The sequence below is a fragment of the Hymenobacter montanus genome, assembly GCF_014699115.1.
In the GTDB taxonomy this organism is placed as follows: domain Bacteria; phylum Bacteroidota; class Bacteroidia; order Cytophagales; family Hymenobacteraceae; genus Hymenobacter; species Hymenobacter montanus.
Map to the genome: position 1 here is coordinate 1 of NZ_JACXAD010000022.1, position 26,985 is coordinate 26,985.

Below are 26,985 nucleotides of genomic sequence, written 5' to 3' on the forward strand. Positions count from 1 at the left end.
CCCCGAGCCCTCCGCGGCCGGCAAGCCGAGCAAAAAGACTTCAACCACCCCCCCCCCGGCCTTTTCTTACCCAATTTAAAACGGCGCCCCCCCGCCCCGCCCAGAAGCGGCGCCACGACAGAAAAGCCGCGCCACCACTATGCTTCCGAACAACTCATTCCCGGATTCAACAGAATAAGCAAACCGGGGTACCACAAAGCCCAGCCAGCCCTTAGCTTCGCTGACGGGCCCCACCCTGACGCAGACGACCACCAAAAAATCGTGTACTTCGTTTAATTCGTAATTCTATGAAGCTACTGAGCGACAGCATCGCCGACGACGCCGACTTCTTCGTGGAGCAAATCCACCTGGTAGCCATCGTCTTCGACAACACCGATGACGTGACCGTGTGGGCCACCACCTATTTCGACCAGGACGCTCATTTCTTTCATCTGGCCCTGCCGTTCAAGGCCCTGGACACGCTGCTAAGCCTGACCCACGACCGGGCCGAAGCCCTGCAGGAGGAAGTAGCCGACGCCCTGGCGGCCGGCGAGTGGCCCGCCCTCCTCGAATACAATTCCGACGAAGCCCCACCCGTACCCTTACCCAGCGTGGCCCTGAAGCTTTCGGTAACCTACCCCGCCCTGGAAGATGGCGAAACTGCTGACGAAGCCCCCGACGACCCCCAGCCGCACAACATCTTCTACCTCGAAGGCGTGTTTGTGCGCCTCGACTCCTAACCTAACAGCCCGTAGCGGTTTCCAGCCTTCGGCGTAGATCTTTGTATAATAATAATCCCGCCTCACGCGCGGCGAAGGTAGCCACCGCCTATGCTCCCGGTACCCATCTTCTACTTAATTCCGGGGCTGGGCGCTGATGGGCGGGTGTTTCACTACTTGCGCTTGCAGGGCGAAGTGCACGTGCTGCATTGGCTACCTCCGCACGGCGCTCGCGAGCCACTGCCGCACTATGCCGCGCGCCTCGCGGCGGCCGTGCCGGTAGAGCAAGCCTGCTGGCTGGTTGGGGTCTCCTTTGGCGGCGTGCTGGCGCTGGCCCTGGGCGAGCTGCGCCCCCTGGCCCGGGTGGTACTCATTTCCAGCTTGGCGAGTCCGCGCGAGTTGCCGTGGGTGGCTAACCTGGCCCGTGCCACGGGGCTGCATCGGCTGCTGCCCATGCGCTGGCTGGCGCTCGGGCCGCGCGTAGCCCAGTGGTTTTTTAGTGTCGAGAACGACGCGGAGTACCAGCTGCTCCGCGCCATTATCCGCGACACCGACCTGCGGCTGGCGCGCTGGGCCATTGGGCAAATCGTGCATTGGTCGGGTAGTTCTGGCATCCCGGTTGCCCGCATCCACGGGACGCACGACCGGCTACTGCCCCGGGGTGCGGCGCACAGCCACTACCAGCTCCCCGGGGGCCATTTCATCATTGTCAGCCGCGCGGTTGAGATAAGCCAGCTACTGAACTACTTAGCTGCCCCAGCTGCTTTCGCTCCGCAACCCGCCCCGACGGGTTAATCACTCACTGTTCATCGTCCATCATCCCGTGCAAGCCACCTTCCCTTACGCCGGCCGCCTCTACACCTACGACCCCGCCGCGCCCCTTGACGTTTCCCTGCCCCTGGCCCCCGGTGCAGACCAAGTGAGTTGCTTCTGGGCCGAGCCCGTGCAGTTTGATACCATTCGAGTGGGCTCCTTCGTGGGCAGCGTGGCCCTTGGCGGCAGCACCAACTACCAGCGCGTCCACGTCACGCCCCACGGCAACGGCACCCACACTGAGTGCTACGGCCACATCGCGCCCGACCCTGCCGCTACGCTTAACCAGTGCCTGCGGCGCTTCCTGTTCGTGGCCCGGCTGGTAAGCGTAGCCCCCCGTGCCCAGCCCAACGGCGACCTGGTGGTGATGCTGGCCGATGTGCAAGCCGCCCTGGCAAGCCAAGCCGACGGCTCGGTGCCCGAAGCGCTGGTTTTGCGCACCTTACCCAACGACCCGGCCAAGCGCAGCCGACACTACTCCGGCACCAACCCACCCTACGTTGAGCCGGCCCTGGCCCATTTTCTGGTGGCGCAGCACGTTCAGCATCTCCTGCTCGACCTGCCCAGCGTCGACCGGGAAGAAGATGCCGGGCAACTGCTGGCCCACCACGCTTTTTGGCGGTATCCTGCCCAGCCGCGCTGCGGGGCCACCATCACCGAGCTGATTTTCGTACCCGACGAAGTAGCGGATGGCCTCTATCTGCTCAACATTCAGATAACCAGCCTTGAGCTGGACGCCAGTCCCAGCAAGCCGGTCCTCTACAAGCTAAGCCCGATGCCTCCGCCTCCGCCGGGGCCCTGAGTTCATCCCTGATTAGTAGCTCGCCGGGCCCGGCTCTCCTTGGGCCTGCACATTACATTAAGCAAACCGGAACTTACCCGGCCGGGTACAGCCCTACAAGGATTCGGTGGGGTTTCACCAGCTACCTCAAGTACACCACCCTGAAAAATGCGTTAATCTCGTAGCTATCAAGGCGGCAATTACTCCGATGTCTGGACCGGCCTTGCTTCTTGACCTACCAGTGCCGGACTGCCAGCCTTGGGCCTGGGCTCGCTAGCCAGTTTATGCCTAAGCCTAGCGGCACTACGCAGAAAGGGCTGCCCGGTGAGGAGCAGCCCTTTATCCAGTAAGGGGTATGGCGGCAATTAAGCCGGTACCGATACTACTTCGCGGGGAATTACCGTAACGAACGACCGGTCTTTGCGGCCTTTGCGGAACTGTACTTCACCGTCGACCAAGGCAAACAGCGTGTGGTCCTTGCCCATGCCTACGTTTTCGCCGGGGTGGTGCTTGGTGCCGCGCTGACGCACGATGATGTTACCGGCAACGAGGGCCTGGCCCCCGAAAATTTTCACGCCGAGACGTTTGGAATGCGATTCGCGGCCGTTGTTGGACGAGCCGACACCTTTCTTGTGAGCCATATTTTTTGGAATTAAAAATTAAAAATGAGGAATTAAAAATCTGCTGAAGACTAAGCTCGAACAACTTTTAATTTTTAATTCTCAATTTTTAATTGGAATTGGCCTTAGCCGATGCTGTTAATCATTACTTTGGTGAACGACTGGCGGTGGCCGTTCATCTTCTGATAGCCCTTGCGGCGCTTTTTCTTGAAGACGAGCACCTTGTCGCCCTTCACGTGGGCGAGGATGGTGCCGGTTACGGCCACGTTCAACTCGGGAGTGCCGATGGTGATGGTGCCGTTGTCATCGGTCAGCAGGGCGTTGCCTAGCGTTACGGTGTCGCCGACGTTGCCGGCCAGTTTGTGAGCGTAAACGAATTTGTTGGCCTCAACCTTGGTCTGCTGGCCAGCTATGTTGACAATTGCGTACATCAGCTTTCGCGGGTTTTTCTAAAATGGGAAGGCAAAAGTACGACTTCCGTTTGGCATATCCAAGCCTAAGTTGTTAATCGTCATTGGCTGGCCTCCGCGGGAGCTTTCGGAACACCTTGTACGCGAATAAAACGCCGCTCCCGGACCGGGTTAGGAAATGTAACGATTACTAAAAAAAATAGCCGTTACCTGGGTGGGGCCCGCCGTTTTGGGGACAAGTCGGTTTATCCACACGGAAATTGTGGATAAGTAGGGTCCAAAGAGCCTGATTTTGAGCGTCGTTTCCTGGCCTAGCCCGTTAGACCAAGTGAAAAAAGCGGCGGATTACGCTCCTAAAAAAAGTAGCTGGAACCGGAACATAACAAAGAAAAAACCTTAGAGGGGTGGTCATCGGCCTCGGCGGCGGACTTATATTTGGTGTTGGAACGCGACCCACCATTTTAGGGCATCAGTCAAACATCTGCCCAAACCCGGCAGTTTAGTTTGCCGCTTTCTCCTCCGCAACTAGTCATCAAGTCCCTCAGTATTTATGGAGCCTCTCCTCGCCGAAAACCCCAACCGCTTCGTGCTTTTCCCCATCCAGAACGATGAGGTATGGCAGTTCTACAAAAAGTCGCAAGCTTCCTTCTGGACCGCCGAAGAAATCGACCTCTCGCAGGACCAGAAGGATTGGAACAGCCTGAACGACAACGAACGCCACTTCATCAAGCACGTGCTGGCCTTCTTCGCCGCCTCCGATGGAATCGTGAACGAAAACCTGGCCGTCAACTTCATGCAGGAAGTGCAGATGCCCGAGGCCCGCTGCTTCTACGGCTTCCAGATTATGATGGAAAACATTCACAGCGAGACCTACTCCCTGCTGATTGATACCTACATCAAAGATCCCAAGGAGAAGGATTACCTCTTTAACGCCCTCGAAACGGTGCCCGCCGTGCAAAAGAAAGGTGAGTGGGCTCTGCGGTGGATCAACTCCGAGCACTTCACCGAGCGCCTCATCGCCTTCGCCGCCGTAGAAGGCATTTTCTTCTCCGGTTCGTTCTGCTCCATCTTCTGGCTGAAGAAGCGCGGCCTGATGCCCGGCCTCACCTTCTCAAATGAGCTGATTTCGCGCGACGAAGGGCTGCACTGCGACTTCGCCTGCCTGCTCTACGGCTACCTCCAAAATAAGCTGCCCGAGGAGCGCGTGCATAGCATCATTGCCGACGCCGTGCGCATCGAACAGGAATTCGTGACCGATGCCTTACCAGTGAACCTCATCGGTATGAATGCCAAGTCGATGGCCCAGTACATCGAGTTCGTCGCCGACCGCCTGCTGGTGGCTCTCGGGTGCAGCAAAATCTACAATGTCACCAATCCCTTCGACTTCATGGAAATGATTTCGGTGCAGGGCAAAACCAACTTCTTCGAGAAGCGCGTAGCGGAGTACCAGAAAGCCGGCGTGATGAGCGAGCGCAACGATAACGTATTCACGCTGGACGAGGATTTCTAAGCAACTATCGTACAGAAAAGAGCGCCCCAAGGGGTTGGATTACGCTCTAATCCAACCCCTTGGGGCGCCTTTTTAACTGCCCGTGCAAAAGTAAACGTATCAATCAAGCTGTCATACTGAGCTCGCCCCAGCATCTCGCGTGTAGGAGTAACTCAATCGCTGAATGAAGCCAGATGCTTGTCCACAGTGGTCTTCGTTTTGGCCTCCGGGAACGCCAGGGGACTAGGCCCGATCTTGTACGTTTAGTGATGATGGTCCCTCTTTACTACTCTGGCTGCTCATCACTTTGGGCTTGCGATGATGATAAGCTGATCCGGCATGGTTCAGCACAACTGTCGTAGTGCCACGATGCTACTTGGGCCTAACAGTCGCAAGGGCGACAGCTTGGCGCCATAAGCTATATTGGTTTTTAAAGTGAATTTGTTGATTATATACAAGCTCTGAGCTAATGTGTTGTATGCTCAGTGCAGAAAGTGCGCCCTCTTCTTACCTCAATTATTAGGCTTTGCCAGTCTTTTGAAAGTCTGATTTTGTTAAATTTATACTGCTGATAATAAAATATATAAAGCAGGCAAAGGGCCCTAATAACCCTTGCCGTAATGTCCCTGATTACGTAATTTAGTTCTTGCCAGTCTTGAGGCCGCACCTAGTTTTGGTGTAGACATAAAAAGGCCAGGCCGGGAGCGGGGTGCTTTTCTGGCAAAATGCTGGGACCATGCAGGTAGCTGATTTTAGCCCAAATCAAGGTAGCTTTAGTTTAAGATTGACCAGTGCAGCTGCTCTCAATAACACTTTGCTTAACGCCTGACCTTCTGCTGCCGCGCTTCGTCACTTATCAAACACCCGTCGCTTATGCCTTCCATTTACGAGTTGAAGCCCAGGTTTCAGCAGTTGCTACGGCCTTTGGCGACGTTCCTCTACCGGGCTGGTATTACGGCCAATGGCGTAACGGTGGCGGCCCTGTTGGCCGCGCTGGCCTACGGGGCGTGGCTGTTCCTGGCCCCCACCAGCCGCTGGGCCTTGGGCCTGTTGCCCACTTTTTTATTCATGCGCATGGCGCTTAATGCCATCGACGGTATGCTGGCCCGCGAGTTTGGGCAGCAAAGCAAGCTCGGAGCGGTGCTCAACGAGGGCAGCGACGTCGTGGCCGACGCCGCCCTGTATGCGCCCTTCGCCCTGCTGCCGGGCGTGCATGCCGGGCTGGTGCTGCTGGTGGTGTTCCTGGCCGGGCTCAGTGAGTTCATCGGGGTGCTGGGCCAGGTGGTAGGAGGGGGGCGGCGCTACGATGGTCCGTGCGGCAAGAGCGACCGGGCTTTTGCCTTCGGAACAATGGCGCTGCTCCTGAGCCTGGGCCTGCCGGTACAGCCTTATCTTAACTACGTTTTCGGATCGCTAGCCTTACTACTGATTCTTACCGTGTGGAACCGGGCCCGTCAGGCCTTGCGCGTTTCCTCGCTAACCGCCTAAGAATGTGACTGATTTGCTTTCTTACGCTTTTGGCAGTATCGTCATCCTGCTGGTGACGGCCTCCCTGACCGTGGCCACGCTAATGCGGCTGCACCCGGCACGCAGCTACGTGGAGCTGAAGCTGCGCATCCAAACCTGGTGGTGGCTGACGGCCGGCCTGTTCCTGGCCCTGAGCTTCAACCGGGGGGTGGCCCTCGTGATGATGACCTTGGTGAGCTTTCTGGCTTTCAAAGAGTTCATCTCCCTGATTTCGACGCGACCCATCGACAACGCCGTGCTGATTCTGGCTTACCTGGCCATTCCGGTGCAGTACCTGTGGGTGCACATCGCGTGGTACGGGATGTTCATCATCTTCATCCCGGTTTACGTGTTTTTGCTCCTGCCGCTGCGCATGGTCATCGCCGGCGAAACCCGCGGCTTCCTGCGGGCCGTCGGCACCCTGCACTGGGGCCTGATGACCACGGTATTCAGCATCAGCCACATGGCGTATCTGCTGGTGCTGCCGGCCCACGCCGGCGCCCATGGTGAAGTACGGGGGGAGATGCTGGTCTTCTTTCTGCTCGTACTCACCCAGATCAACGACGTGGCGCAGTTCCTCTGGGGCAAGATGTTGGGTCGGCACAAGGTGGCCCCCAAGGTGAGCCCCAACAAAACCCTGGAGGGTCTGCTGGGCGGCGTAGCCACTACTACCCTGTTGGCCTGGCTGCTAGGGTCGTGGTTTACGCCCATGAGCCCGCTGTACTCAGCCCTGGCCGGGGTGCTCATCAGCTTATTTGGATTCACCGGCGATGTGGTGATTTCGGCCGTCAAGCGCGACATTGGCGTAAAAGATTCCGGCAGCCTGCTGCCTGGTCACGGCGGCGTCCTCGACCGGCTCGACTCGCTGACTTACACGGCGCCCCTGTTTTTTCACTACCTCTATTACCTGTATTACTAGGCCATGCGCGGGGTATTGAGCAAGTCGTTGCGGCTACTGTTCATGGTGTGCGTGGCCTATCCGGTAGTGCTGCTGTGGCTGGGCATTCATGTGCGGCACCGGGAGCGGCTGCCCCGGAAAGGGCCCGCCATTATCGCGGCCAACCATAACAGCCACCTCGATATCCTGACCCTGCTCTCGCTGTTTCCGCTGTTCAGCATTCCAAACGTTCAGACCGCGGCGGCGGCTGATTATTTCTTCAAAACGCGGTGGCTGAAGTGGTTTTCGCTGCACGTCATCGGCATCATCCCGGTGGTGCGGGGCCAGGGCCCGGCCAATCACGAAAACCAGGACCCGCTCACTGATTGCTACCGGGCCCTGGAAGCCGGCAAGGTGCTACTGATTTTCCCCGAAGGTACCCGGGGGGAGCCCGAGCAACTGGCCGAGCTGAAGCCCGGCATCTGGTACCTGGCCAAACGCTTTCCGCACGTGCCGGTGGTGCCCGTATACCTGCACGGCCTGGGCCGGGCCATGCCCAAAGGCGCCCTGATTGCGGTGCCATTCTACGCGAAAGTAGTCGTAGGCAAGGCGCTGAGTTGGGTCGACGATAAAACGGCCTTCATGAACTCCCTACGCGACCAGTTCAATAAGCTCAAGCTCAAGGTGTGCATTCCTGTCGAAGACGATGAGTAGCGCTGCGACCCCACCCCCGGCCCCTCCCCTCCGGGAGAGGGGTGCCAGACGACTGCTCCACTAGAACACCCCCCTCCCCCGGAGGGGGGCCTAACGGCCGGAGCATCAACTCCAATTCCTTGAAAACAACTAACAATCACTACCAGCACTTAACCCTCAACCCGTCCCCAATGCTTGCTCCTTCCTCCCTTGCCCATCCTGCCCGCACCTGCAACGAGCAGCACTTTCCGTCCTTCGACGCAACTTCGCTGTTCTACCGGCACTGGCCCGCTGCGGAGCCGGCGGTGGAGAAAAAAGCCATTGTGCTGTTTCACCGCGGCCACGAGCACGGCGAACGCATGGCGCACCTGGTAGATGAGCTCGCCCTGCCCGATCATGACTTCTTTGCCTGGGACGCCCGGGGCCTGGGGCATTCGCCCGGCAAGCGGGGCTACGCCGACAACTTCGGCGTGCTGGTGAAAGACGTGGACGCCTTTGTGCGGCACATTGCTGCCCAGCATGGTATTGCCACAGAGAACGTGGTGGTTATCGGTCAAAGCTTTGGGGCAGTCGTCGTCGCCACCTGGGTGCACGACTACGCGCCTCGCCTGCGCGGTCTGGTGCTGGCCTCGCCCGCGTTCAAAATCAACCTGATTGTGCCGGGTGCCCGCCAGGCCCTGGCGCTGCTGTACGCGGTGAAGGGCAATTTCTTCGTCAACTCCTACGTGAAGGCCACCCAGCTCACGCACGACGAAGCCCGCATTGCCTCCTACAACAGCGACCCGCTTATTACGCGGCCTATCTCGGTCAATATTCTGCTGGAGTTGAATGAGGCGGCCGACCGGATCATCGCCGACGCGGCGGCCATCCACGTGCCCACGCAAGTGCTCGTTTCGGGCGACGACCAGGTGGTCTACCAAAAGCCGCAGCAGCAGTTCTTCGACGGACTGAGCAGCCCCGTGAAGGAAATTCACGTGCTCGACGGCTTCTACCACGACACCCTCGGCGAGCGGGACCGGGAGCGGGCCCTGGTGCTGGTCCGTGATTTCATTACCCGCGTATTTGCCACGCCGCCGGCTCCTTATAGCCTGCTCGATGCCGACCAGCACGGCCATACCCAACGAGAGTTCAGCCGCTTGAGTGCCCCCCCAACGTCAGCCCTGGCCCGCGGGTACTGGGCCCTGGGCCGGTTCTGGATTAAGGTGGGCGGCCAGTTTTCGGCGGGTATTAAGAACGGCCTGGCTACCGGCTTCGACTCGGGCAGCACCCTCGATTACGTGTACCGCAACCGCAAGCAAGGCCTGACGCCGGTGGGTAAGCTGGTGGATGGCGTTTACCTGAACAGCATTGGCTGGCGCGGCATTCGCATCCGCAAAGCCCATCTGGAAAAGCTCATTGGCCAGGCCATTGATTTGCTGCGGGCCAGCCGCCAGCCGGTGCACATCGTGGACATTGCCGCCGGCCACGGGCGCTACATTCTGGAAGCGTTGGCCGGGCGGCCGGGCCAGGTAGCGAGCATCCTGCTCCGCGACTATAGCCCCGCCAACGTGGAGGCCGGGCGCCGCCTGATTGCGGAAAAAGGCCTGGCCAACGTTGCCCGGTTTGAGCTGGGCGACGCTTTTGACCAGCAGTCGCTGGCTGGGTTGCAGCCGGGCCCCACGCTGGCGGTGGTGTCGGGCCTGTACGAGCTGTTTGGGGATAACCGTCTCGTTGGGGCGTCGCTGGCGGGGCTGGCCGAAGCTATGGCGCCGGGCGGCTACCTGCTCTACACCAACCAGCCCTGGCACCCGCAGCTGGAAATGATTGCCCGCTCCTTAACCAGCCACCGCGAAGGACGGGCCTGGGTGATGCGTCGTCGCGTACAAGCCGAAATGGATGAGCTGTTGGCGCAGGCCGGGTTCGAGAAGCTGGATCAGCTCACCGACCAGTGGGGCATTTTCAGCGTGTCGCTGGCTCGGCGCAAGTAACCAGCGCGGGACGGGCCGAATACTTAGTGCGATAAGGTGGTGTTGCCTTTGCGCTTGGTCTTTTTTTGCTTGGATTCTGCGGCTTTGCCGTCGTAGGGGGCTACTTTGCTGTCTGGCACAATCACGGGCATGCCGGGTGCTGCGTACACGTTTTGCATTTTCAGGTCCGCGCTATCGCGGAACCCGCCGGAGGTGGTGTAGGTCTCCTGTGTATTGGAAGTACTGTGATTGCTTGCTTCTGCGGCCGTCTGCGTGGCGGCTTTGTTGAGAGCCGCTTTGGTATTGGCAGCTGAAGGGCGAAGGTTGGCGGGAGTGGTCTGGGCCGAGACGTCGGCAGCCGCAACTAACAGAACCAGGGAGGAAAGCAGGATGCGATACATAACGAGGGGGTAATGATAAAAAGAAAGTTAACTCTGGCTGGTAAGTTCATGATACGGGCCATTTTAGTTATACGAACTTGTTACTGCTACGGTCAACTTTAGTACTCACTCGCATCCCGGCGAATGGGGCCCAGCTGTTCTTTTACCGCAAAAAAGCCGGCTTATTCCCTGGAAAGGGATCAGGCGGGCTTTTGCTTTGCAGAGCAGTTCTGGGGCGGAAAAGATAAACGCCCCGGGTCGCCAGCGGCTCAGGTCAATAAGCAGTATCGAAGCCAGGGCCTTTGCTGTTACCTCCAGATCTTAATTCTTGGTAAAATCAGACTTACAGTTCAATTCAAACAACTTCCAAAGAATAGAGATGAAATCGGTTTGTAATCTGCGGGCGCTGTAGGTTCGTCACTGCTGTATATATGAAAACTAAAGCATCAACTGTACCCCCTGCCGCTGAGGCCCACCCTTGGCGGCGGGCGGCGGTCTGGCTGGCGTTTCTGGGCCCGTTCTTCTTTTTGTCCTACGGCTTCGCTAATTGGTGGACCGGCCAGCTGGCCCGTGTAGATTCCGTAGTATTTGGCTGGGAAAAGCATATTCCATTCTGGGACTGGACCATTCTACCCTACATGTCGCTGGATGCCTTCTATGCGGGGTCGTTGTTTCTGTGCGCCACGCGGGCTGAGCTGGACACCCACGCCCGGCGCCTGTTCAGCGCCAGCTTGATCTCGGTGGTTGGGTTCCTGCTGTTTCCGCTGCAGTTCAGCTTCGTGCGGCCGGCTACCAGTGGCTTCAACGGCGCCCTGTTCGATGTGCTGATGGGTTTCGACAAGCCGTACAACCAGGCGCCTTCGCTGCACATCAGCCTGGTTCTGCTGGTGTGGCTGGTATTTGCCCGGCACCTGCGCGGGCTGGCGCTATGGGCCGGGCACGCCTGGTTTTTGCTAATCGCGCTGTCTGTTTTTACCACTTACCAGCACCATTTTATTGATGGGGTGACCGGGGGCGCCGTCGGGGTGGTCTGCGTTTATCTTTTCCCCGATTTCCCGGTGCGATGGCTGGGCCGGCTGGTGTTGAGCGATGACCCGCTCCGGCGCAAGCTGACGGTTGCCTATGGTCTCGGGGCTCTGCTGTGCTTCGGGCTCGCCCTCGTTGTGGGCGGGTGGGCCTGGCTGCTGGCGTGGCCCGGCGGGGCGCTGCTGCTGGTGAGCTTGGCGTATGCGGGCTTGGGCACCTCCGTATTCCAGAAGCACGACGGAAAGCTAAGCTGGGCCGCCCGCACGCTGCTGGCGCCCTACCAGATAGGAGCCTGGTGGTCGTCGCGCTGGTTTACCCGCCACGGGGTGCCCAGCGTGGAGGTGGCCCCGGGCATCTGGCTGGGCCGCGCCCCCGGCCGGGCCGACTGGCAGGCCCGGACGTTTGGCGCGGTGCTGGACGTAACGGCCGAATTCAGCCTCCGCTCCTTCGCCCGGGCGTTGCCGCACCGCAGCGTTCCGCTCCTGGACCTGGTGGTGCCGACGGTGGAGCAGTTGGCCGCGACCGTCGCAGCCCTCACCGAGCTGGAACCGCACCGGCCGGTGTTGGTGCACTGCGCCCTGGGCTACTCGCGCAGCGCCTTAACGGTGGCCGCCTGGCTGCTGCACCACAGGGGCGCCCCCACACCCGACGCGGCCATTGCCCAACTGCGCGCCGCCCGTCCCCAAGTGGTTTTTTCGGCGGCCCACCGGGCGGCGTTGGTGGCCTATCAAGCTACCTTAGCGATGAAAACCGTTCTTTCTCCCAATTGATTATGAGTCCGGAGCAGCCCATTGCCTTGCGCGTATTACTGGGTTTTTTGAAAGCCGGCCGGGTGCTCGATGGCGGCTCGTCGGCGCTGTTGCTGGGCACCGTGGTGCTGGCCTCAGCCCCGGGCGAACCCTTGACGACGTTCGTTCTAGCCGTAGCGCTGGCCCTGGGGCTGGTGGAGAAATACCTTGCCTGGCGGGTGGCGCTGGATGTGGAGTTTTTCACGCTGCTTTACGAACAGCCAGAAAAGGCCGCGGCTTTCGACGCGGCCCTGGCCGACTTCCTGAACCAGAAGAGCGCCCCGGCGCCGCGTAGCATGGCCAGCCGCTGGCAGGGAGCCCGCCGGCTGGTTCGTCGGCAGGCGGTCCTGTTGGTCGTACAGGCCGGATTGGTGCTGTTGGTGTTAGTAGGCCGGTTTCATTGAAGTCACTTTCACAAAATCAGGTAGCGATGCTCCTGGCTAGTCTGTGCTTCTTAGAGCAGTTTTCGGAAAAGAATTAAAAATTAAAAATGAAGAATTAAAAATTAGCTGGTCCATTTTTTAATTCTTCATTTTTAATTCCTAAAACACGGTACACGGACTTGAGAACCGCTCTAATTATTATCATTCTCTCACTTCTCTCCCTCAAATGACATCTTCTCATTCCCCTGATCAAACGACCTCTTCAACTAAGCAATGGCCGCTCCCGGGGCAGGTCGACCCCAGCCTTATGCCCTGCGCCTTTTGCCGGCGCCGGTTGCGATTCAACGGCCGGCCGGTGTTTACCTCGTGTTCGTGCAAGGCTTTCGGGCCGCCCGTGACGATTGGGGCACTGGTAGCGGGCGCGGCATTGGTGGTGGCGGGGCTACTGTGGCGCGCCCAACGCCGCAAGCAGTAGTTAACCTTTCTGGTAGGAGCAGCGGTTCTCCAGCTTGGGTTTGCAAGCGGGGAACCGCTGCTCGCAGAGCCAACCTATTTCAGGCGGGTATCAAAGGGGTGTAGCTCCAGCGAGACGACTTTCAGGAGGCGGTGGTCGGGGTGTGCGGGGTTTAGCAGGTAGTTGTATTCGATGGAGGAGTGAGCCGACGGGACGCGCATGAGCCAGAACTTCCCTTCCGTGAGCCAATCCTCGGTGATGTTGGCCAGCTCCTGCGGGTAAGGCAAGGTTGCCCAGCTGGTGGGCAGGTGGGTGGCATCTACCTGCTTGGCGGGCGTACCCTCGGGCACTTCCAGGGTGAGGGCGAAGTAGTTGACGGGCAGCACGGGCGAGTTAGCCAGCATCTCCAGCTTAGCCAGGGAAAGGTGCTCGGCCGTGTATAAGATGGGGGTGCCTTGCCGGTGCCAGCGGCCGTGGTGGTACAGCCCACCCTGGCCGGATAGGTCGGTTATGTAAGGCTGCTTGCCGAAGCGGTAGAGTCTCATAGGTAGATAGGAGGACGTAGGCAGAAACTGGGCGCAGCAGGTCCGGGCGGAAAGAGGCGGAGGCAGCGGTAGGCTTGGTAACTTTCAAAACGAATAGGGTTCGCGGTTGGTACTTTTAAAGTAGCGCAGTTTCGTCAGCCGGGCTATTTTAAACAGCGGCTGGGCTGGGGCCTGCTTCGACCCAGGGGGCGACCGGTACAGGACCGCCCGTTAGGGTGATTCAGCCCGGTGCTGCCTTCGTATTACAAACCATATGCCGGGCAAAATGAGTCCCGCAAACCGCCCCTGCCAGGCAGTTTTTCTAAATAATTATACCCTTGATATCCAATAATTTGCTTCGCGATGAGGCGGTCGGCTAATGTAGTGGAAGCTCCACCTTGGGATAGCCCTATTGGAAAGGGCGCCAGACCCAGGAATTTTTGCCGCGCCAAAAAATAGTTGGCTGAGTAGAGTGGCCGGTCGTTACGAGAAAATACCCCACTGTATGCGGCCCAGAACCTCGTGTATCTGCTCGCGGCCGAGGGCCGAGGAGAGTAGCGTCTGGGGCTGTTCGCCGCCCAAGGCGGGATTTTCGAGCTGCAGCCAGCAATAAAAGTCGGTCTCGTTCTCAAAGACGTCGAGCCCGTGGGCGACCACGCCCGAAAGCTGGATGGCCTTTTCGGCTTCGTCGCGGGTGAGGTTGGTCTGGGCCTGCTCGTGGCGGGCCAGCGTACTTTCGGGAATGGTCAGCATATCACTTATTTCGCGGTCGCTCAGGTTCATACGCCGTTGCAAGTGCCGGATGGCTTTGATGGGCACCCCAGTGGAAGCCACACGCAGCAAATCCAACTCATTGTGCACGGGCTGCGGAATGACAGCCGGTCCGCCTAGCAAGGCGACCACGGCCGCCGCCTGGGTTTGGAAGCGGGTATTATTCATGTGAAGGGCCTTGAACAGTCAATCCAAGGAAAGGTACGATAGAACGAGACGAAGCGGTTGATTCATTCCCGAAAAACAGCTGAATGGCCTGATTTTCCGGGTATATGGAAAAATTCTGAAAATTTTGCCCCTCTGCCCACCCCGGAAGAGGTGATTTCTATGACCTGATGAATTAGAACCGCCGTGTTTCCGATGGGTTCAATGCTGCCATTATCTAATTCATTTTTAAATACTTACTAATAGAAATTACGAATCGGTTATCCGAGGACGCAGTAAGGGGAATTCGCCCGGCCCATATTCCCACATTAGAGCTGCTGCTTTTTACGGGAGCGGGTTTCTCAAGGTGCTATTTTCTGGTATATGCGGCCCAGCGGGCAGGAGCGAAGCGGCCAGTGTCACGGATACGAAAGCGGAGCTGGGGGCCGTTAGGTCGTGATGAAAAGACTGCGACGCTTTCTGCACTGGCTGCGGCCACTGATGCCTTACTTTAACATTGGGCTGGCTATAGCCGCATACGGTGCCAATGAGCATTGCGTGCAGGGATTTTGCCAGCCGGTGCCGTGGGCGGCCGGGGTGCTGCTGGCGAGCACGGCGGCTTTTCTGCTGTGGCCGTGGCTGAAGCACGTTGCCGGCCTCAACTACCTGCTCCTTTTCCTGATGGGCGTCCATTTCACGGTGTGTTTGTACTGCACGTATTTTATTGGGCCTTCGCAGTTGCTTCCCGTTCTGCTGTTCTTCTTCCTGTTGTTTCCGATGCTGCTCTGGGTGCCGGTGCTATTTGGCGCGCAGGCCGCGCGGCGCGCCTGGACGGCTGAGCTGGCCGGGGCCAAAGCCGTTTTTGCTTTGGGCGTGCTGGCCTTGGTGCCGGTGCAATGCTGGGCCGAGTACCAGTACCGGGAAATAGAAGCCGCCGTGGCCCGGGTCCCTCCGGCTCAGCGGCACCGGGCGGCGCTGGCGGCGGTGGTGCCGCGCACCTACATGGCGGAGCGGCTGGCCGGGGCTTTGTTTAAATACCACAACTATCCGGAATTTATCTTTGATGGCTGGCGCCCGCCCCTGCACGACCCACTGGTGAACGTAAGCCTATGGGCCCGGAGCGGGGTGGATGTCAACCCCCTGCAAGCTCCGTGGCAGGATTCAACCGGTAAGGAAGTAGCGAACCGCCTGGAAGAGCAGGCGCGGTTCTACCACCTACTTTTTCCGGAGCGGCCCCTAAAGGTAGATTGCGCCTGTGCGCAAATCTGGGATGCCGAAGGATATTACGACTGGCATCGGGATTGGAACAGCCCGGAGGCAGACCGGCGGGCCCGCATATGGCGGAGCCGATTCCCCGAGCCGGACAGGGTGCCGGGCTACGACGTTCGGTCGACTTATCCACCGTTACCCCCTGCGGACAGCAGTAAACCGGAGGGCTCCCCCGGGCGTCGGTAAAAAGCGGCTGGAGGGCTGGTTTAGGGGGTTTGTGGAAAACTTCTGGAACTTTTGCTTGCCCTCCCAAACCGGAAGAGGTAATTTCCAGGATTGAATTGGGCGTAACCGTCATGTTGCCGCTGCGTTCAACGCTACCCTTCTCTATCTGCCTTAGACACTTGTAGTCGTGCGGTGCGCTGACCGGCTACTTTTTATAACGAAAAATCCACACCAAAACACTACTGGTATGCTAGTAATTAAACGCGACGGCCGTCGCGAATCCGTGAAGTTCGACAAAGTCACGGCCCGAATTGAAAAGCTCTGCTACGGCCTGCACATGGACTTCGTGTCGCCGATTGAAGTGGCGAAGAAGGTGATTGACGGCATCTACGACGGCGTGACCACCGTGGAGCTCGACAACCTCGCCGCCGAGACGGCCGCTTCGCTCACCACCAAGCACCCGGACTACGCCATCCTGGCGGCCCGCATCGCGGTGAGCAACCTGCACAAGGTGACGTCGAAGTCCTTCTCGAGCACCATGAAGCGGCTCTACACCTACGAAGACCCCAAAAACGGCGACAACGCCTCGCTGCTGGCCAAGGACGTGTGGGAGGTCATTCACAAAAACGCGGCGACCCTGGACTCGGCCATTATCTACGACCGCGACTACAACTACGACTTCTTCGGGTTCAAGACCCTGGAGCGCAGCTACCTGCTCCGGTTGGAGGGCAAGGTGGTGGAGCGGCCCCAGCACATGCTGATGCGCGTGTCGGTGGGTATCCACAAAGACGACATCGACTCGGTCATCAAAACCTATAACCTGCTGAGCGAGCGCTGGTTCACCCACGCCACGCCCACGCTCTTCAACGCCGGCACGCCCAAGCCCCAGATGTCGAGCTGCTTCCTGCTCACGATGAAGGACGACTCCATCGAGGGCATTTACGACACCCTAAAGAACTGCGCGCTGATTTCGCAGTCGGCCGGCGGCATCGGCTTGTCGGTGAGTAACGTGCGGGCCACCGGCTCCTACATCAAGGGCACCAACGGCAACTCCAACGGCCTGGTGCCCATGCTGAAGGTGTTCAACGACACGGCCCGCTACGTGGACCAGGGGGGCGGCAAGCGCAAGGGCGCCTTCGCTATTTACCTGGAGCCCTGGCACGCCGACGTGTTCGAGTTCCTCGACCTGAAGAAGAACCACGGCAAGGAGGAAATGCGCGCCCGCGACCTGTTTTACGCCCTGTGGACGCCCGACCTGTTCATGAAGCGCGTGGAAGCCAATGGCGACTGGACCCTGATGTGCCCCCACGAGTGCCCCGGCCTGGAAAACTCCTGGGGCCCCGAGTTCGAGAAGCTCTACACCAAGTACGAGAAGGAGGGCCGCGGCCGCCGCACCATCAAGGCGCAGGAACTCTGGTTTGCCATCCTGGAAAGCCAGACCGAGACCGGCACGCCCTACATGCTGTTTAAGGATGCGGCCAACGGCAAGTCGAACCAGCAAAACCTGGGCACGATTAAGTCGAGCAACCTGTGCACCGAGATTATTGAGTACACCGACGCCGACGAAATCGCGGTCTGCAACCTGGCCTCGCTGGCCCTGCCCCGCTACCTCGTGACCGACAAGGCCGGCAACACCACCTTCGACCACCAGAAGCTGTACGAGGTGACCTACCAGGCCACCATCAACCTGAACAAGGTGATTGACGTGAACTACTACCCGGTGCCCGAGACGCAGCGCTCGAACTTCCGCCACCGCCCCATCGGGCTCGGCGTGCAGGGGCTGGCCGACACGTTTATTGCCCTGCGCATGCCCTTCGAGAGCGACGAAGCCTCGGGCCTGAACAAGGACATCTTCGAAACCATCTACTTCGCCGCCATGACGGCCTCGAAGGACCTGGCCATTAAGGACGGGCCCTACGAAACCTTCGCCGGCTCGCCCCTGAGCCAGGGCAAGTTCCAGTTCGACCTCTGGGGCGTGACGCCCGACTCGGGCCGCTGGGACTGGGAAACCCTGCGTGCCGAGGTGGTGAAGCACGGGGCCCGCAACTCGCTGCTGGTGGCGCCCATGCCCACGGCCAGCACCGCCCAGATTCTGGGTAACAACGAGTCGTTCGAGCCCTACACGAGCAACATCTACGTGCGGCGTGTGCTCAGTGGGGAGTTCATGGTGGTGAACAAGCACCTGCTGAAGGACCTGGTGGCCCTGGGGTTGTGGAACGACCAGATGAAGCAGGAAATCATCGCGGCCAACGGCTCGGTGCAGGGCATTGCCCGCATCCCGCAGCACATCAAGGACCTGTACAAGACGGTGTGGGAGATCTCGCAGCGCCGCATCATCGACCAGGCCGCCGACCGCGGGGCCTACATCTGCCAGAGCCAGAGCCTGAACCTGCACGTGCAAAACGTGAACTTCGGCAAGCTCACCAGCATGCACTTCCACGCCTGGAAGCGCGGCCTGAAAACCGGCATGTACTACCTGCGCACCAAAGCCGCCGCCGACGCCATCAAGTTCACGGTGGAAAAGCAAGCCGCCGAAACCCTGGAGCCGCTGGCCCTGGTGGAGCAGAATCAGTCCGACATGGCCTGCTCGCTGGATAACCCGGAGGGCTGCGAGGTGTGCGGGTCGTAAGAGTTATAAATCTTTGATATTATGGAAAAGGAGGCTATACTGGCCTCCTTTTCTGATTTCTACTGCTAATGGAATACCGAATTTATTGCGATGAATCTGTTAAGGATGGTAAGTTCTTTTCTAACTTTTACGGAGGGGTATTGGTCCGTTCCCGCGACTTACGGCGTGTAGAAAAGGCTATTAATGATGTCTGTGATAAACACCATTTTAATACCGAAATTAAATGGCAAAAAGTAACTGCAAACTATCTACAGAAATACATTTCCTTGATGGACACCTTCTTCGATCTGATGGAGGCTGATTTGTTGAAGGTTCGCATCATGTTCACCCAAAATGCGAACCGGCCACTCAACCTATCAGATGAGCAGTTGCAGAACGAATACTTTATTTTATACTATCACTTTTTCCATCATGCCTTTGGGCTGCCTTATAGTAACCCGTCGGAGCGCCCGGTATATGTTAGGGCCTATTTTGATCAACTGCCAGACACGTTGCCTAAGAGACAAGCTTTCAAAGAATATATCAAAGGATTGCAAACGAAGCCTGATTTTCGTTTGGCCCATATCAAATTCCGTAAAGAAGACATCACTGAGGTGGATTCAAAAAGCCACCGACTTCTACAGTTCCTTGATGTTGTCCTCGGTAGCATGTCGTTTCGCCTGAATGATAAGCACCTCGAAAAACCTGAAGGTGCTCGAAATCGCGGCAAACGAACGATTGCAAAAGAAAAGCTTTACAGGCATATAAACAGCCGTATTCAACGCATGCTTCCCAATTTCAACTGTGGTTGCTCGACCGGATTGCGAGGCGGAATAGAGAACCGCTGGCTTCATGCTTATCGCCATTGGCTTTTCGTTCCGAAAGCTATGGAGGTGGATAACACGCAATACAAGAAATAGAAAAAGCTCCGTTCTCCCTACATAAACTTCCCAAGTGGAACTTGGGCGTTCGGGAGCTACAGAGCTTTTCTGACGCAAAGATGGGGAAGTGCTCGTAATTCCTTGCAAGAACTCTCGTAAAAACGTGTAAAAACGTATTCAGCCTACACTAAATTCTCTGCTTGTTAATGTATAACGTGTTAGAATGTAGATGATTATACTAATGTCTTGTGCGACTGAAGCTTTCGCATTACCCAGCCAGCCGCTTCTGCCCTGGGAACGACTGATTTGTTTTAGGTAGGCTGGACTTCAATCCTTATTCAACATGCGACGATGGCCGCAGGCGGTACCGCTCTAATCTGGCTGGTCTATGCAATGCTGTGCCTGCTGTTGCTTAGCACAGTCTTCGGTTGGCATCGCGCCAATACCCCAGTTGCTAAAGGCACATACCTTATTCTGTCTGTTCTCACTGGCAGCCTACTGGTAGGGCTTGGCTACCGCCAATATTCTCTTCATCACGAGGCCGAGGATAAATATATTGGAACATATCTATTGGTGCATTACCCCCACTGTCCAAAGTGTGTTCTATACTTAGCACCTGATAACCGCTACGAGGTTAGGGAAGGCCCTGTTGTCAAGGAAACCGGCCCTTGGCGCTACGAAAGCGGTGGTGACTACTGGATTGTGTATATCAACGAAAGTGGGCATCTTGGCAGTGGTAAGTACTCATATCGACTTACCAAAAAGCAGTAACGGATTCCGCGAGCGACAGCTACTGTGTCCAGTAGCCTAAGCTTCACTCGCCGCTCTTGCCCCAAGGCAGCTGTGGTGTTAGTGACATTAGTTCAAATGAAAACGTCTATTGTTATAAATAACTAAATAACAAATAAAAACATTTTTAATTGTTCTGCTTTCTAAACTGGAAGCTAGTATATTTGACTAATGATGAGCTTAAAATTATAGTAGTAAAGCAAGCTGCCGAAACCTTGGAGTCATGGCCCTGGTGGAGCAAAACCAAGCCGACATAAACTGCTCGCTGGATAATCCGGACGCCTATGAGGCCTGCGGGTCGTAAAGTTTTGCAGGGAGAGAATAGATCTCCCTTCGTTTCTGTCTTCTAAACCAATTTATACCTATACAATAATGCCTATACCCACACCAAAATGGAGCGACGGGCTCACAGGCCCGCACTTGCAGATGGCTGCTTACGAAGATGGCTCATACATGCGCGTCAAAGCTGGCCCTGGAACTGGAAAAACCTTTGCTTTAATGCGGCGCATTACGCGGCTTTTAGAAGAAGGCGTCGAGCCTGAGTCGATACTTACGGTCTCATTTACAAGAACTGCGGCAAATGACTTGGTTAAGCAACTGGAGCGACTTGGTGCCCCTGGAGCTGACAAGGTTCATGCTATGACATTGCACAGCCTTGCTTTTAGAATTTTGTCTGCTGAAGGCGTTTTAGAAGACTTAGGTCGGCACTCACGTAGCCTTATGGAGTTTGAAAAGAATTGCATGGTGTATGACTTGGTAACTCCAGAGGCTAACGTTACTGCTACAAGGGACCTATTGATGGCATTTGAAACCTATTGGGCAACATTGCAGCATCAGGTTCCAGGATATTCTCATAATCCGCTAGAGCAGGACTTTGAGCGCCGCCTTTTACAGTGGTTAACTAACCATCGTGGAATGCTAGTTGATGAGCTAATCGTGTTGATGATAAAGCATCTCCAAGACAATCCGCTTGCAGCAGCACATATAGGGTACAAGCATATCCTAGTGGACGAGTATCAAGACCTGAATAGAGCTGACCAGATGCTTATTGATTTGCTAGCTAAATCGAATAATCTGACAGTCATAGGCGACGATGACCAGTCTATTTACAGCTTTCGACATGCTCAGCCGGAGGGAATTATTTCCTTTCATACGACACACGCCCCTACTCTTGATATAGAGCTTCTCACTTGTCGTCGGTGCCCGAAGAAGGTTGTTGAGTTTGCTAACCATCTAATTTTGAATAATGAAGGCCGGTTTAACCCTTCGGCGGTTCTGTTGCCTTTTGCTTCAAACCCCGAAGGCAACGTGTCGATTGTTCAGCACGAGTCGGTTGTCGATGAAGCGCGCAACATTGCTGATTACATTAAATGGCAGATTAGCATGAATGAAGTGCCAGCTGGTCAAATACTTGTTCTGGCTGCCCGAAAGCAAATAGGGCTAGCAATTCGCAGTGCTCTTGTCGCCAATCATATTCCTGCGCAAAGTTTCTTCAATGAGGATTGTCTTGAACAGCGGGCTGCTCAAGAAGGAATATGTGTTCTCAATCTTTTAATTAATGAAGAGGATAAAATAGCCCTTAGAGCTTGGCTAAGTTTTGATAAGGATAATAAGAGAGTTAAGCAGTACGCTGCTCTAGATACCACGGCGAAAACGCTCAGAGTCTCAATATTTGAGTGTCTGGAGATGGCGGCTAATGGAACAATTACGTTACCAGTCGCATGTAGAGACTTGCTAGGCCGCTACCAAGAAGTGGCTCGGAAGGTGGGCGCTTGTCAAGGTAGAACGCTAACACAAATCATAGATATCTGCTGGCCGGCCGGAAATGCAGATTGCTTTGATGTTAGAAGAGTCGCCTTACGCATCGCGGCAGACCAAGATGAACTACCTAAGTTCCATCGAGAACTACTTTTTGCCATTACACAGCCAATTATGCCTAGCGAAGATGACGGCATAGTCAGAATTATGAGCTTGTATAAGTCCAAAGGCTTGACTTCAAAATGCGCAATTGTAGTTGGCTGCAACGCTGGAATTCTTCCGAGAATTCGGCAAAGCGAAACGCAACTTGAGCAGGCATTTTCAATTGAAGAGCAACGTAGGCTTTTCTATGTTGCAATAACTAGAACCACTGACACACTGGTCATAAGTTCTGCGGCATTAATGCCCATGCAAGAAGCAAGACGAGGAGGCGTTGAATTTAACAGGACCGATGGAAATATAGCCTTACTTAGAATGAGCCCATTTATTCGGCAATTGGGACCTAATGCTCACGTACAAGCGGCACAAGAGTGGCGTGAAGCAATAGGTTTCTAAGGCGAGTATCTTAAGCTTCACCAGCCGCTGCGACCCCGGGGCGGCTGGTTCGGCGTTGGGGTAGCTTGCTGCTCTTTCTCGTACTTTGGCTATGGGCTTCTTCAATGCTCTCAACGTTCCCATCCAGTGTTTGCACTGTGGACAGGAATACGCGGGGCGAATCCAGTTCAAATTCGGGGCTACTCGGCAGCTGGAGTATCAGTTAGGCGATACCCTGGCGTGGGGCTACAACGAGGAAGGCAAGCCGCACTTACCGCGGGTGAAAGTGCACGGGATTCTGGAGAACGACGAGTGCCCAAAATGCGGCGTTGTCCTTGAGCAGCAAAAGGACGGCGAGTATGACATCCTAGTGGAGAACGATGTACTTAAGTCCTATTCACTGATGATTACTTACGCTGATTACTCTGCGGACCTTGCAACGGAGGGATGCTACGCGATTCTTTAGCGTATCACTAAGCTGCCGCCGCCTCGGGGCCGGGGTGGTGTTGAGGCCGACGGGGCCGGGTGTAACTTAGCTGCATGGAAACGCCTCGCTCCGCTGCCCACCCGCGCATTACCATCGACCCGAACATTTGCCACGGGCAGCCCACGGTGCGCGGCCTGCGCTACCCCGTGCAAAACGTGCTCGAATATCTGGCCTCCGGCATGACGGAGGCCGAAATCCTGGCCGACTACCCTGATTTGGAGGCCGAGGACCTGCGCGCCTGCCAGGCCTACGCGGCTGATATACTGCAAGTGCGGTCCATCTTCCGGCTAGCCTCGTGAGCACCGCCGAGCCGTTGCGGTTTCTGGTCGATGCGCAACTGCCGAAGCGGTTGGCCGATTTTCTGGCCTTTCATACCGGCTGCGGCTGCCTGCACACCCTCGACCTGCCCGCGGCCAACCGAACGCAGGACGGGAGCATCAGCCAGCTCTCGATGGCGGAGCAACGCATCGTCATCACCAAAGACGCCGACTTTGTGAACAGCTTTCTGCTCCACGGCCAGCCGTATAAGCTGCTGCTCGTGTCGACGGGCAACATCGGCACGAATGATTTATTGGAGCTTTTTCGGGATTTCCTGCCGCAAATTCTGAAGCTGTTCGCGCATCATTCATACCTGGAGCTGTCGCGCACGCTGCTGGTGGCGCACCGGTAAGCAGAAACACTAAGCTTCCCCAGCCGCTGCCGCCCTCGGTAGCGGCTGGTTGGCGGGTGGGGCGATGGCTACCAGATGGCGCGGGGCTATGCCCCGTGCCGACTGGCAGTGGGTCTCTGGCCCGCAGGCGTTCGCGCCGTTAGGGGAATTTTGCGTTGATATCGTTCAACAAGCGCAGGGTGGAAGCATGCTGTTAAGCACTCAGCCATAAGTACCCGTAGTCTCTTGAACAGTCATGATTCGACCAGCTCAGCATGACCGTGCTTTTCTCTATGCTTACTTCTGTACAACTACTTCGTCGGCACGAGGCAGAGCCTCGCGCCGACGAAGTAGTTGTGTTTGGTGTGGGCGCAATTCGTTGAGCCAGCAGACGCCGAACTTTTCGTGCAGGCCGCCGTGGCCGTGCTCGACTACGCGCGCCAGCAGGAACTGCTAGCCGCGGGTGCCGGCCCGGAAGCGTTACTTTCGATTGTTGCTGCAGCGCATGGCTGCGGACCTAGCCAATGCCGAACAATTACAGGACGCGCAGCCGCCGCGATACCGACGTTAAGAGGGTGCCAGCCCCGTCGTAGCCTTCGATAACTAAGTTGCGGTAGCCCGCCTGGTTGAACTTCGTGCTGAAGGGTACCGTGCTGGTGCTGCTCAGCCCCAGCTTGGCATCGTAGATGGTGTACTGCCCGTCGATGATGATTTTGACGCGGCTGACGACGGGGTTCGCGGTGATGTTGAACGTAGTAGCTATGCCGGCCCGGATTTCTTGGGTCACGTCGGCCTCGGTAATGCCCAGCAGGGGGAAGCTGGCCGGCCGGATGCCCAGGCAGGGCAACACGTCGTTGCCGCCGCCCCGAATCTGCCAGCCCACGCCTTCGTTGTAAATGTCGATGAGGCCCCGGGCAGACCTCGCGCCCGAGTTGGCGATGATGACGTATTCGATGTCACTGGCCTGTCCGCCGTTTTTTGGGCTGGAGTTGGTCACGCCGAGCTGCTGGGCCAGGTTAATGGATGCTTCGCCGGCTTTGCCGCGCGGGCCCACGTCGCCGCACAGGGCGAAGCAGCCTTTGCCGGTGCGCTTGTTGTACGCATAGGCCAGGTTGCCAGGCCGAATGCCGTTGCCCGACTGGGCGTACAAGTCCCCCGGAATCACCACGAACGGGAGGCTTTCGGCGTCGACCCAATGCCGAGGGTCGCTGGCGGGGAAGTCGGGGTAAGCGAGCGAGGTTTGCGACACGTAGAAGCCGCGGGCGCCCCGTATCACCGGCACGCCGTTGGCGCCCTGCACGTACCGCTTGCTCTCGCTGGTGGCGTTGCCTAGGTAATCGAGCGCGATGGCGTTGTTGCTGGGGTGATAACAATAAGGCGAACCATCGCCGTCGACCTGCATTCCGGCCGTGTAGAAGTACACGTTGGGGTAGTTGTTCATGCGGTATACGCTCACGCCGCCCGTGCTAAGCACCTGGGTCTTGCCACCGCAGGCGGCCGTGGCCTCCAGGGCCTGATTGGGGGCTTCGGCCCCTTTGGGGGCAACATCGGGGGTGCGATTGCAGGCGCTCAGCGCCAGGAGAGCCAGGCCCGTGCTGGCCAACCGGCCAGTTGTAGAAGAGCGAAAGCGGGGGAAGCAGAAAGGTAACATTGGGGGTAGAAAAGAGATGAAAAAAGTGTGAAAGGCTGAAGAATCGGGTTGGAGCAAAGCACGTAAGGGCAGAGCGAGCAACGCCACGAACGGCTTTTTTACCCCAAATACCGGCCATCGGCGTCACCAATCAAGAACTGAACCCCGCGGCTTGGTCGAACGACACCAGCCGTTGGCCCAACGACCAAACTCTTTGGTGCAGACTGCCAGCAGCGGAAGTATGCCATCGCTTAGGAAGCGACCTATGGCACCGTCGGCAACGGGTTTGGAGCCGCAGCGGGGTTGTTTGCATCGTTGGCTGCTGTGGACGTTCGGGTGCTTTATATTATATTAGCGAAGTGCTATGCTGATGGGTGGTCCTTGCAAACATGAAAACCAGCTTACTCGCCCTGCTGCTCTGGCTTTCGGCGGGGCGGCCGGCCGTAGCTCAGAGCCGTGATTCGCTCGGCGGGAAAGTAAAAACCTACTTCCCGGCCGGCCGGGCCCGGCAAGCCCGCGCCTACCAGCAACTGGTGCAGGAAGCGGCCAGGTTTTACGAAGAGGCGTTGCCGGGCCCGCCGTTTGTCGTCGGGCTGAACGTGCGGCCCACCACGCCCGTGCCGTACTACGACGATGAAACGAACCGCCTGGTGGTGGGCGCGAGCAAGCAGGCCCCCCAACTGTTCCAGCCCGCCGACGGCAGCTCGGCCGACACCGTGGATTTGGTGGCGGTGCACGAGTTGGGACACTATTACTTCTATACCCTGCACCCCACCGCCATTCCGACCAAATGGGCCGGCGAATTTTTCGCCTCGTACTTCGCCATCTGCTACCTCGAAACCCGAAAAGGGCTGTCGATGCGGCCTTCGGCCCCCGCCGGTCCTTTGCCCCAATACCGCACCCTGGCCGATTTTGAGCGGTTGTACTACGGGGTGGGTGGGCCCAATTACGGGTGGTACCAAGGTCGATTTGCCGCCCTGGCGTATGCGCTTTATCCGAAGTTTAAAACCAAGCTCGTGAAGATTGCCTTCGCCGAGTATGGCCCTACGGGCAAGCCCCCCCCCCCCACCCCTGGAACTCCTGAAAACTCTTGCTCCCAAGGAAGTGGCGCTTTGGTTGAAAACAATGCAGTAGCCATCTGCTGACGGCTTGTGGAGGTTCCCTAAGCTTGCCCGGTAGTGGCGTATATTAGCCAGCTCATCGTTGGCCTCAACTAGCTAACCTACCCCACTTTATGGAGCCTTTTGCTACTCCAGTTACCGACCAGCTGCAAACAGAGACCTGGAAGGCGTATCCACTCATCACCCCCGCCAAGTTTATCATTCTGTGTGTGGCCTCCTTTGGTTTGTATGGCCTGTGGTGGCAATACAAAACCTGGCGGTTTTTCAAGCAATGGCAGCAGACGGACACTTGGCCGGTTCTGCGGGCTATTTTCAGTTTGTTTACCTTCAATGAGTTGTTGCAGACCATTAATCAGTTTGCGTATTCCACGGGAGGATACCGTCCTATCTCCAATCCAACCGGGCTGGCGGCTGGCTACATTATCCTGAACTTGCTCGCCCGATTGCCCGACCCACTGTGGGTTGTGGCCCTAGGGGCGTCGGGATTCCTGGTACCCGCATATAAAGAATTTCGGGATGCCATGCTACAAGCACCTGCCTATGGCGGCTGTAACCAGGAGCATTTCAGCGCGCGGCAAGTAGTTGCTCTTGCGTTGGGGGTGGTATTCTGGGGCTTAGGGCTTTTCGGCATGACACTACCGGACTGACCGCGCAGCTGTTCAGGTGGTAAGTGGCCGCTAGCGTGTCGAGCTGATTCAGCTGCCGACTTAAAGTTTGGTTAAGCATGTACCCCAAATGAGGCCAGCAGCTGTCTCCCGCAGTCGCCGGTCATAGCAAGTTGTGCCCGCCTG

26 protein-coding genes are annotated in these 26,985 nt (G+C 57.3%); 20 read left to right on the forward strand and 6 right to left on the reverse strand.

Going from position 1 to position 26,985, the window contains the following annotated elements; translation table 11 throughout:
* Window positions 1–287: 287 nt before the first annotated feature.
* The 3 genes from IC235_RS17215 (at window position 288) to IC235_RS17225 (ending at window position 2,313) form a co-directional block, all read left to right on the forward strand.
* Window positions 288–719, forward strand: coding sequence for a hypothetical protein (locus IC235_RS17215; protein ID WP_191006442.1), 432 nt, complete (start codon window positions 288–290; stop codon window positions 717–719).
* A gap of 90 nt (window positions 720–809) precedes the next feature.
* Window positions 810–1,493 carry an alpha/beta fold hydrolase gene (locus IC235_RS17220; RefSeq protein WP_191006443.1) on the forward strand — a complete coding sequence of 228 codons (684 nt, stop codon included), beginning with the start codon at window positions 810–812 and terminating at the stop codon, window positions 1,491–1,493.
* A 28-nt stretch (window positions 1,494–1,521) separates the two neighbouring features.
* Window positions 1,522–2,313, forward strand: coding sequence for a cyclase family protein (locus IC235_RS17225; protein WP_191006444.1), 792 nt, complete (start codon window positions 1,522–1,524; stop codon window positions 2,311–2,313).
* 344 nt (window positions 2,314–2,657) lie between these two features.
* Here IC235_RS17225 and rpmA read toward each other — a convergent pair whose 3' ends face one another.
* Entirely contained in the window at window positions 2,658–2,933 is a 276-nt protein-coding gene (rpmA, locus tag IC235_RS17230; protein ID WP_191006445.1) for a 50S ribosomal protein L27, read from the reverse strand.
* A 104-nt stretch (window positions 2,934–3,037) separates the two neighbouring features.
* Window positions 3,038–3,343, reverse strand: coding sequence for a 50S ribosomal protein L21 (gene rplU / locus IC235_RS17235; RefSeq protein WP_191006446.1), 306 nt, complete (start codon window positions 3,341–3,343; stop codon window positions 3,038–3,040).
* Between the two features lie 529 nt (window positions 3,344–3,872).
* On the opposite strand from rplU, the gene IC235_RS17240 reads away from it, so the two are divergent.
* From IC235_RS17240 to IC235_RS17260, 5 genes are all read left to right on the forward strand, one after another.
* Window positions 3,873–4,832 carry a ribonucleoside-diphosphate reductase small subunit gene (locus IC235_RS17240; protein WP_191006447.1) on the forward strand — a complete coding sequence of 320 codons (960 nt, stop codon included), beginning with the start codon at window positions 3,873–3,875 and terminating at the stop codon, window positions 4,830–4,832.
* An 852-nt stretch (window positions 4,833–5,684) separates the two neighbouring features.
* On the forward strand, window positions 5,685–6,299 hold the full coding sequence (locus IC235_RS17245; RefSeq protein ID WP_191006448.1) for a CDP-alcohol phosphatidyltransferase family protein: 615 nt from the start codon (window positions 5,685–5,687) through the stop codon (window positions 6,297–6,299).
* Window positions 6,300–6,303: 4 nt separating this feature from the next.
* Complete coding sequence (locus IC235_RS17250) at window positions 6,304–7,236, forward strand: phosphatidate cytidylyltransferase (protein WP_317173603.1); 933 nt, start codon at window positions 6,304–6,306, stop codon at window positions 7,234–7,236.
* Window positions 7,237–7,239: 3 nt separating this feature from the next.
* Window positions 7,240–7,908, forward strand: a complete 669-nt coding sequence (locus IC235_RS17255; RefSeq protein WP_223847383.1) for a lysophospholipid acyltransferase family protein — start codon at window positions 7,240–7,242, stop codon at window positions 7,906–7,908.
* A 170-nt stretch (window positions 7,909–8,078) separates the two neighbouring features.
* Complete coding sequence (locus IC235_RS17260) at window positions 8,079–9,854, forward strand: bifunctional alpha/beta hydrolase/class I SAM-dependent methyltransferase (protein ID WP_191006449.1); 1,776 nt, start codon at window positions 8,079–8,081, stop codon at window positions 9,852–9,854.
* 23 nt (window positions 9,855–9,877) lie between these two features.
* Here the strand turns inward: IC235_RS17260 and IC235_RS17265 are convergent, their stop codons facing one another.
* Window positions 9,878–10,234 carry a hypothetical protein gene (locus IC235_RS17265; RefSeq protein WP_191006450.1) on the reverse strand — a complete coding sequence of 119 codons (357 nt, stop codon included), beginning with the start codon at window positions 10,232–10,234 and terminating at the stop codon, window positions 9,878–9,880.
* Between the two features lie 410 nt (window positions 10,235–10,644).
* On the opposite strand from IC235_RS17265, the gene IC235_RS17270 reads away from it, so the two are divergent.
* The 3 genes from IC235_RS17270 to IC235_RS17280 all read left to right on the forward strand — a co-directional run bounded on the left by IC235_RS17270 (window position 10,645) and on the right by IC235_RS17280 (window position 12,885).
* Window positions 10,645–12,009, forward strand: coding sequence for a dual specificity protein phosphatase family protein (locus IC235_RS17270; protein WP_191006451.1), 1,365 nt, complete (start codon window positions 10,645–10,647; stop codon window positions 12,007–12,009).
* Window positions 12,010–12,011: 2 nt separating this feature from the next.
* Window positions 12,012–12,431, forward strand: a complete 420-nt coding sequence (locus IC235_RS17275) for a hypothetical protein (RefSeq protein ID WP_191006452.1) — start codon at window positions 12,012–12,014, stop codon at window positions 12,429–12,431.
* Window positions 12,432–12,717: 286 nt separating this feature from the next.
* Window positions 12,718–12,885, forward strand: coding sequence for a hypothetical protein (locus IC235_RS17280; protein ID WP_191006453.1), 168 nt, complete (start codon window positions 12,718–12,720; stop codon window positions 12,883–12,885).
* Between the two features lie 74 nt (window positions 12,886–12,959).
* Here the strand turns inward: IC235_RS17280 and IC235_RS17285 are convergent, their stop codons facing one another.
* Both IC235_RS17285 and parS read right to left on the reverse strand, forming a co-directional pair.
* Window positions 12,960–13,409, reverse strand: a complete 450-nt coding sequence (locus IC235_RS17285; RefSeq protein ID WP_191006454.1) for an RES family NAD+ phosphorylase — start codon at window positions 13,407–13,409, stop codon at window positions 12,960–12,962.
* A 462-nt stretch (window positions 13,410–13,871) separates the two neighbouring features.
* Entirely contained in the window at window positions 13,872–14,327 is a 456-nt protein-coding gene (parS, locus tag IC235_RS17290) for a type II RES/Xre toxin-antitoxin system antitoxin (protein WP_191006455.1), read from the reverse strand.
* A 435-nt stretch (window positions 14,328–14,762) separates the two neighbouring features.
* Here parS and IC235_RS17295 point away from each other — a divergent pair, with 435 nt between their 5' ends.
* From IC235_RS17295 to IC235_RS17325, 7 genes are all read left to right on the forward strand, one after another.
* Complete coding sequence (locus tag IC235_RS17295) at window positions 14,763–15,758, forward strand: hypothetical protein (protein ID WP_191006456.1); 996 nt, start codon at window positions 14,763–14,765, stop codon at window positions 15,756–15,758.
* Between the two features lie 226 nt (window positions 15,759–15,984).
* Window positions 15,985–18,366, forward strand: coding sequence for a ribonucleoside-diphosphate reductase subunit alpha (locus tag IC235_RS17300; protein WP_191006457.1), 2,382 nt, complete (start codon window positions 15,985–15,987; stop codon window positions 18,364–18,366).
* A gap of 68 nt (window positions 18,367–18,434) precedes the next feature.
* Window positions 18,435–19,265, forward strand: a complete 831-nt coding sequence (locus IC235_RS17305; RefSeq protein WP_191006458.1) for a DUF3800 domain-containing protein — start codon at window positions 18,435–18,437, stop codon at window positions 19,263–19,265.
* A gap of 1,176 nt (window positions 19,266–20,441) precedes the next feature.
* Entirely contained in the window at window positions 20,442–22,328 is a 1,887-nt protein-coding gene (locus IC235_RS17310) for an ATP-dependent helicase (protein WP_191006459.1), read from the forward strand.
* Window positions 22,329–22,419: 91 nt separating this feature from the next.
* Window positions 22,420–22,773, forward strand: a complete 354-nt coding sequence (locus IC235_RS17315) for a hypothetical protein (protein ID WP_191006460.1) — start codon at window positions 22,420–22,422, stop codon at window positions 22,771–22,773.
* 74 nt (window positions 22,774–22,847) lie between these two features.
* The gene (locus tag IC235_RS17320) at window positions 22,848–23,093 is read left to right on the forward strand and encodes a DUF433 domain-containing protein (protein ID WP_191006461.1); all 246 of its coding nucleotides are present in this window, start codon (window positions 22,848–22,850) and stop codon (window positions 23,091–23,093) included.
* Window positions 23,090–23,464 carry a DUF5615 family PIN-like protein gene (locus IC235_RS17325; protein WP_317173604.1) on the forward strand — a complete coding sequence of 125 codons (375 nt, stop codon included), beginning with the start codon at window positions 23,090–23,092 and terminating at the stop codon, window positions 23,462–23,464. Before IC235_RS17320 ends, IC235_RS17325 begins: the two co-directional genes overlap by 4 nt.
* A gap of 514 nt (window positions 23,465–23,978) precedes the next feature.
* Here IC235_RS17325 and IC235_RS17330 read toward each other — a convergent pair.
* The gene (locus IC235_RS17330) at window positions 23,979–25,094 is read right to left on the reverse strand and encodes a glycoside hydrolase family 75 protein (protein ID WP_191006462.1); all 1,116 of its coding nucleotides are present in this window, start codon (window positions 25,092–25,094) and stop codon (window positions 23,979–23,981) included.
* A 368-nt stretch (window positions 25,095–25,462) separates the two neighbouring features.
* On the opposite strand from IC235_RS17330, the gene IC235_RS17335 reads away from it, so the two are divergent.
* On the forward strand, window positions 25,463–26,218 hold the full coding sequence (locus tag IC235_RS17335; protein ID WP_191006463.1) for a hypothetical protein: 756 nt from the start codon (window positions 25,463–25,465) through the stop codon (window positions 26,216–26,218).
* Window positions 26,219–26,307: 89 nt separating this feature from the next.
* Window positions 26,308–26,841 (forward strand): hypothetical protein, encoded by a 534-nt coding sequence (locus IC235_RS17340; protein WP_191006464.1) that lies wholly within the window; start codon window positions 26,308–26,310, stop codon window positions 26,839–26,841.
* The last annotated feature ends 144 nt before the right edge of the window (window positions 26,842–26,985 follow it).

What these genes read in the sequence shown, in the direction of transcription:
- rpmA (WP_191006445.1), bottom strand. Translation starts at nt 2,933, where the DNA reads ATGGCTCACAAGAAAGGTGTCGGCTCGTCCAACAACGGCCGCGAATCG.
- IC235_RS17320 (WP_191006461.1), top strand. Translation starts at nt 22,848, where the DNA reads ATGGAAACGCCTCGCTCCGCTGCCCACCCGCGCATTACCATCGACCCG.
- parS (WP_191006455.1), bottom strand. Translation starts at nt 14,327, where the DNA reads ATGAATAATACCCGCTTCCAAACCCAGGCGGCGGCCGTGGTCGCCTTG.
- IC235_RS17245 (WP_191006448.1), top strand. Translation starts at nt 5,685, where the DNA reads ATGCCTTCCATTTACGAGTTGAAGCCCAGGTTTCAGCAGTTGCTACGG.
- IC235_RS17275 (WP_191006452.1), top strand. Translation starts at nt 12,012, where the DNA reads ATGAGTCCGGAGCAGCCCATTGCCTTGCGCGTATTACTGGGTTTTTTG.
- IC235_RS17305 (WP_191006458.1), top strand. Translation starts at nt 18,435, where the DNA reads ATGGAATACCGAATTTATTGCGATGAATCTGTTAAGGATGGTAAGTTC.
- IC235_RS17260 (WP_191006449.1), top strand. Translation starts at nt 8,079, where the DNA reads ATGCTTGCTCCTTCCTCCCTTGCCCATCCTGCCCGCACCTGCAACGAG.
- IC235_RS17330 (WP_191006462.1), bottom strand. Translation starts at nt 25,094, where the DNA reads ATGTTACCTTTCTGCTTCCCCCGCTTTCGCTCTTCTACAACTGGCCGG.
- IC235_RS17310 (WP_191006459.1), top strand. Translation starts at nt 20,442, where the DNA reads ATGGCTGCTTACGAAGATGGCTCATACATGCGCGTCAAAGCTGGCCCT.
- IC235_RS17265 (WP_191006450.1), bottom strand. Translation starts at nt 10,234, where the DNA reads ATGTATCGCATCCTGCTTTCCTCCCTGGTTCTGTTAGTTGCGGCTGCC.
- IC235_RS17255 (WP_223847383.1), top strand. Translation starts at nt 7,240, where the DNA reads ATGCGCGGGGTATTGAGCAAGTCGTTGCGGCTACTGTTCATGGTGTGC.
- IC235_RS17240 (WP_191006447.1), top strand. Translation starts at nt 3,873, where the DNA reads ATGGAGCCTCTCCTCGCCGAAAACCCCAACCGCTTCGTGCTTTTCCCC.
- IC235_RS17300 (WP_191006457.1), top strand. Translation starts at nt 15,985, where the DNA reads ATGCTAGTAATTAAACGCGACGGCCGTCGCGAATCCGTGAAGTTCGAC.
- IC235_RS17270 (WP_191006451.1), top strand. Translation starts at nt 10,645, where the DNA reads ATGAAAACTAAAGCATCAACTGTACCCCCTGCCGCTGAGGCCCACCCT.
- IC235_RS17220 (WP_191006443.1), top strand. Translation starts at nt 810, where the DNA reads ATGCTCCCGGTACCCATCTTCTACTTAATTCCGGGGCTGGGCGCTGAT.
- IC235_RS17215 (WP_191006442.1), top strand. Translation starts at nt 288, where the DNA reads ATGAAGCTACTGAGCGACAGCATCGCCGACGACGCCGACTTCTTCGTG.
- rplU (WP_191006446.1), bottom strand. Translation starts at nt 3,343, where the DNA reads ATGTACGCAATTGTCAACATAGCTGGCCAGCAGACCAAGGTTGAGGCC.
- IC235_RS17280 (WP_191006453.1), top strand. Translation starts at nt 12,718, where the DNA reads ATGCCCTGCGCCTTTTGCCGGCGCCGGTTGCGATTCAACGGCCGGCCG.
- IC235_RS17335 (WP_191006463.1), top strand. Translation starts at nt 25,463, where the DNA reads ATGAAAACCAGCTTACTCGCCCTGCTGCTCTGGCTTTCGGCGGGGCGG.
- IC235_RS17285 (WP_191006454.1), bottom strand. Translation starts at nt 13,409, where the DNA reads ATGAGACTCTACCGCTTCGGCAAGCAGCCTTACATAACCGACCTATCC.
- IC235_RS17295 (WP_191006456.1), top strand. Translation starts at nt 14,763, where the DNA reads ATGAAAAGACTGCGACGCTTTCTGCACTGGCTGCGGCCACTGATGCCT.
- IC235_RS17315 (WP_191006460.1), top strand. Translation starts at nt 22,420, where the DNA reads ATGGGCTTCTTCAATGCTCTCAACGTTCCCATCCAGTGTTTGCACTGT.
- IC235_RS17340 (WP_191006464.1), top strand. Translation starts at nt 26,308, where the DNA reads ATGGAGCCTTTTGCTACTCCAGTTACCGACCAGCTGCAAACAGAGACC.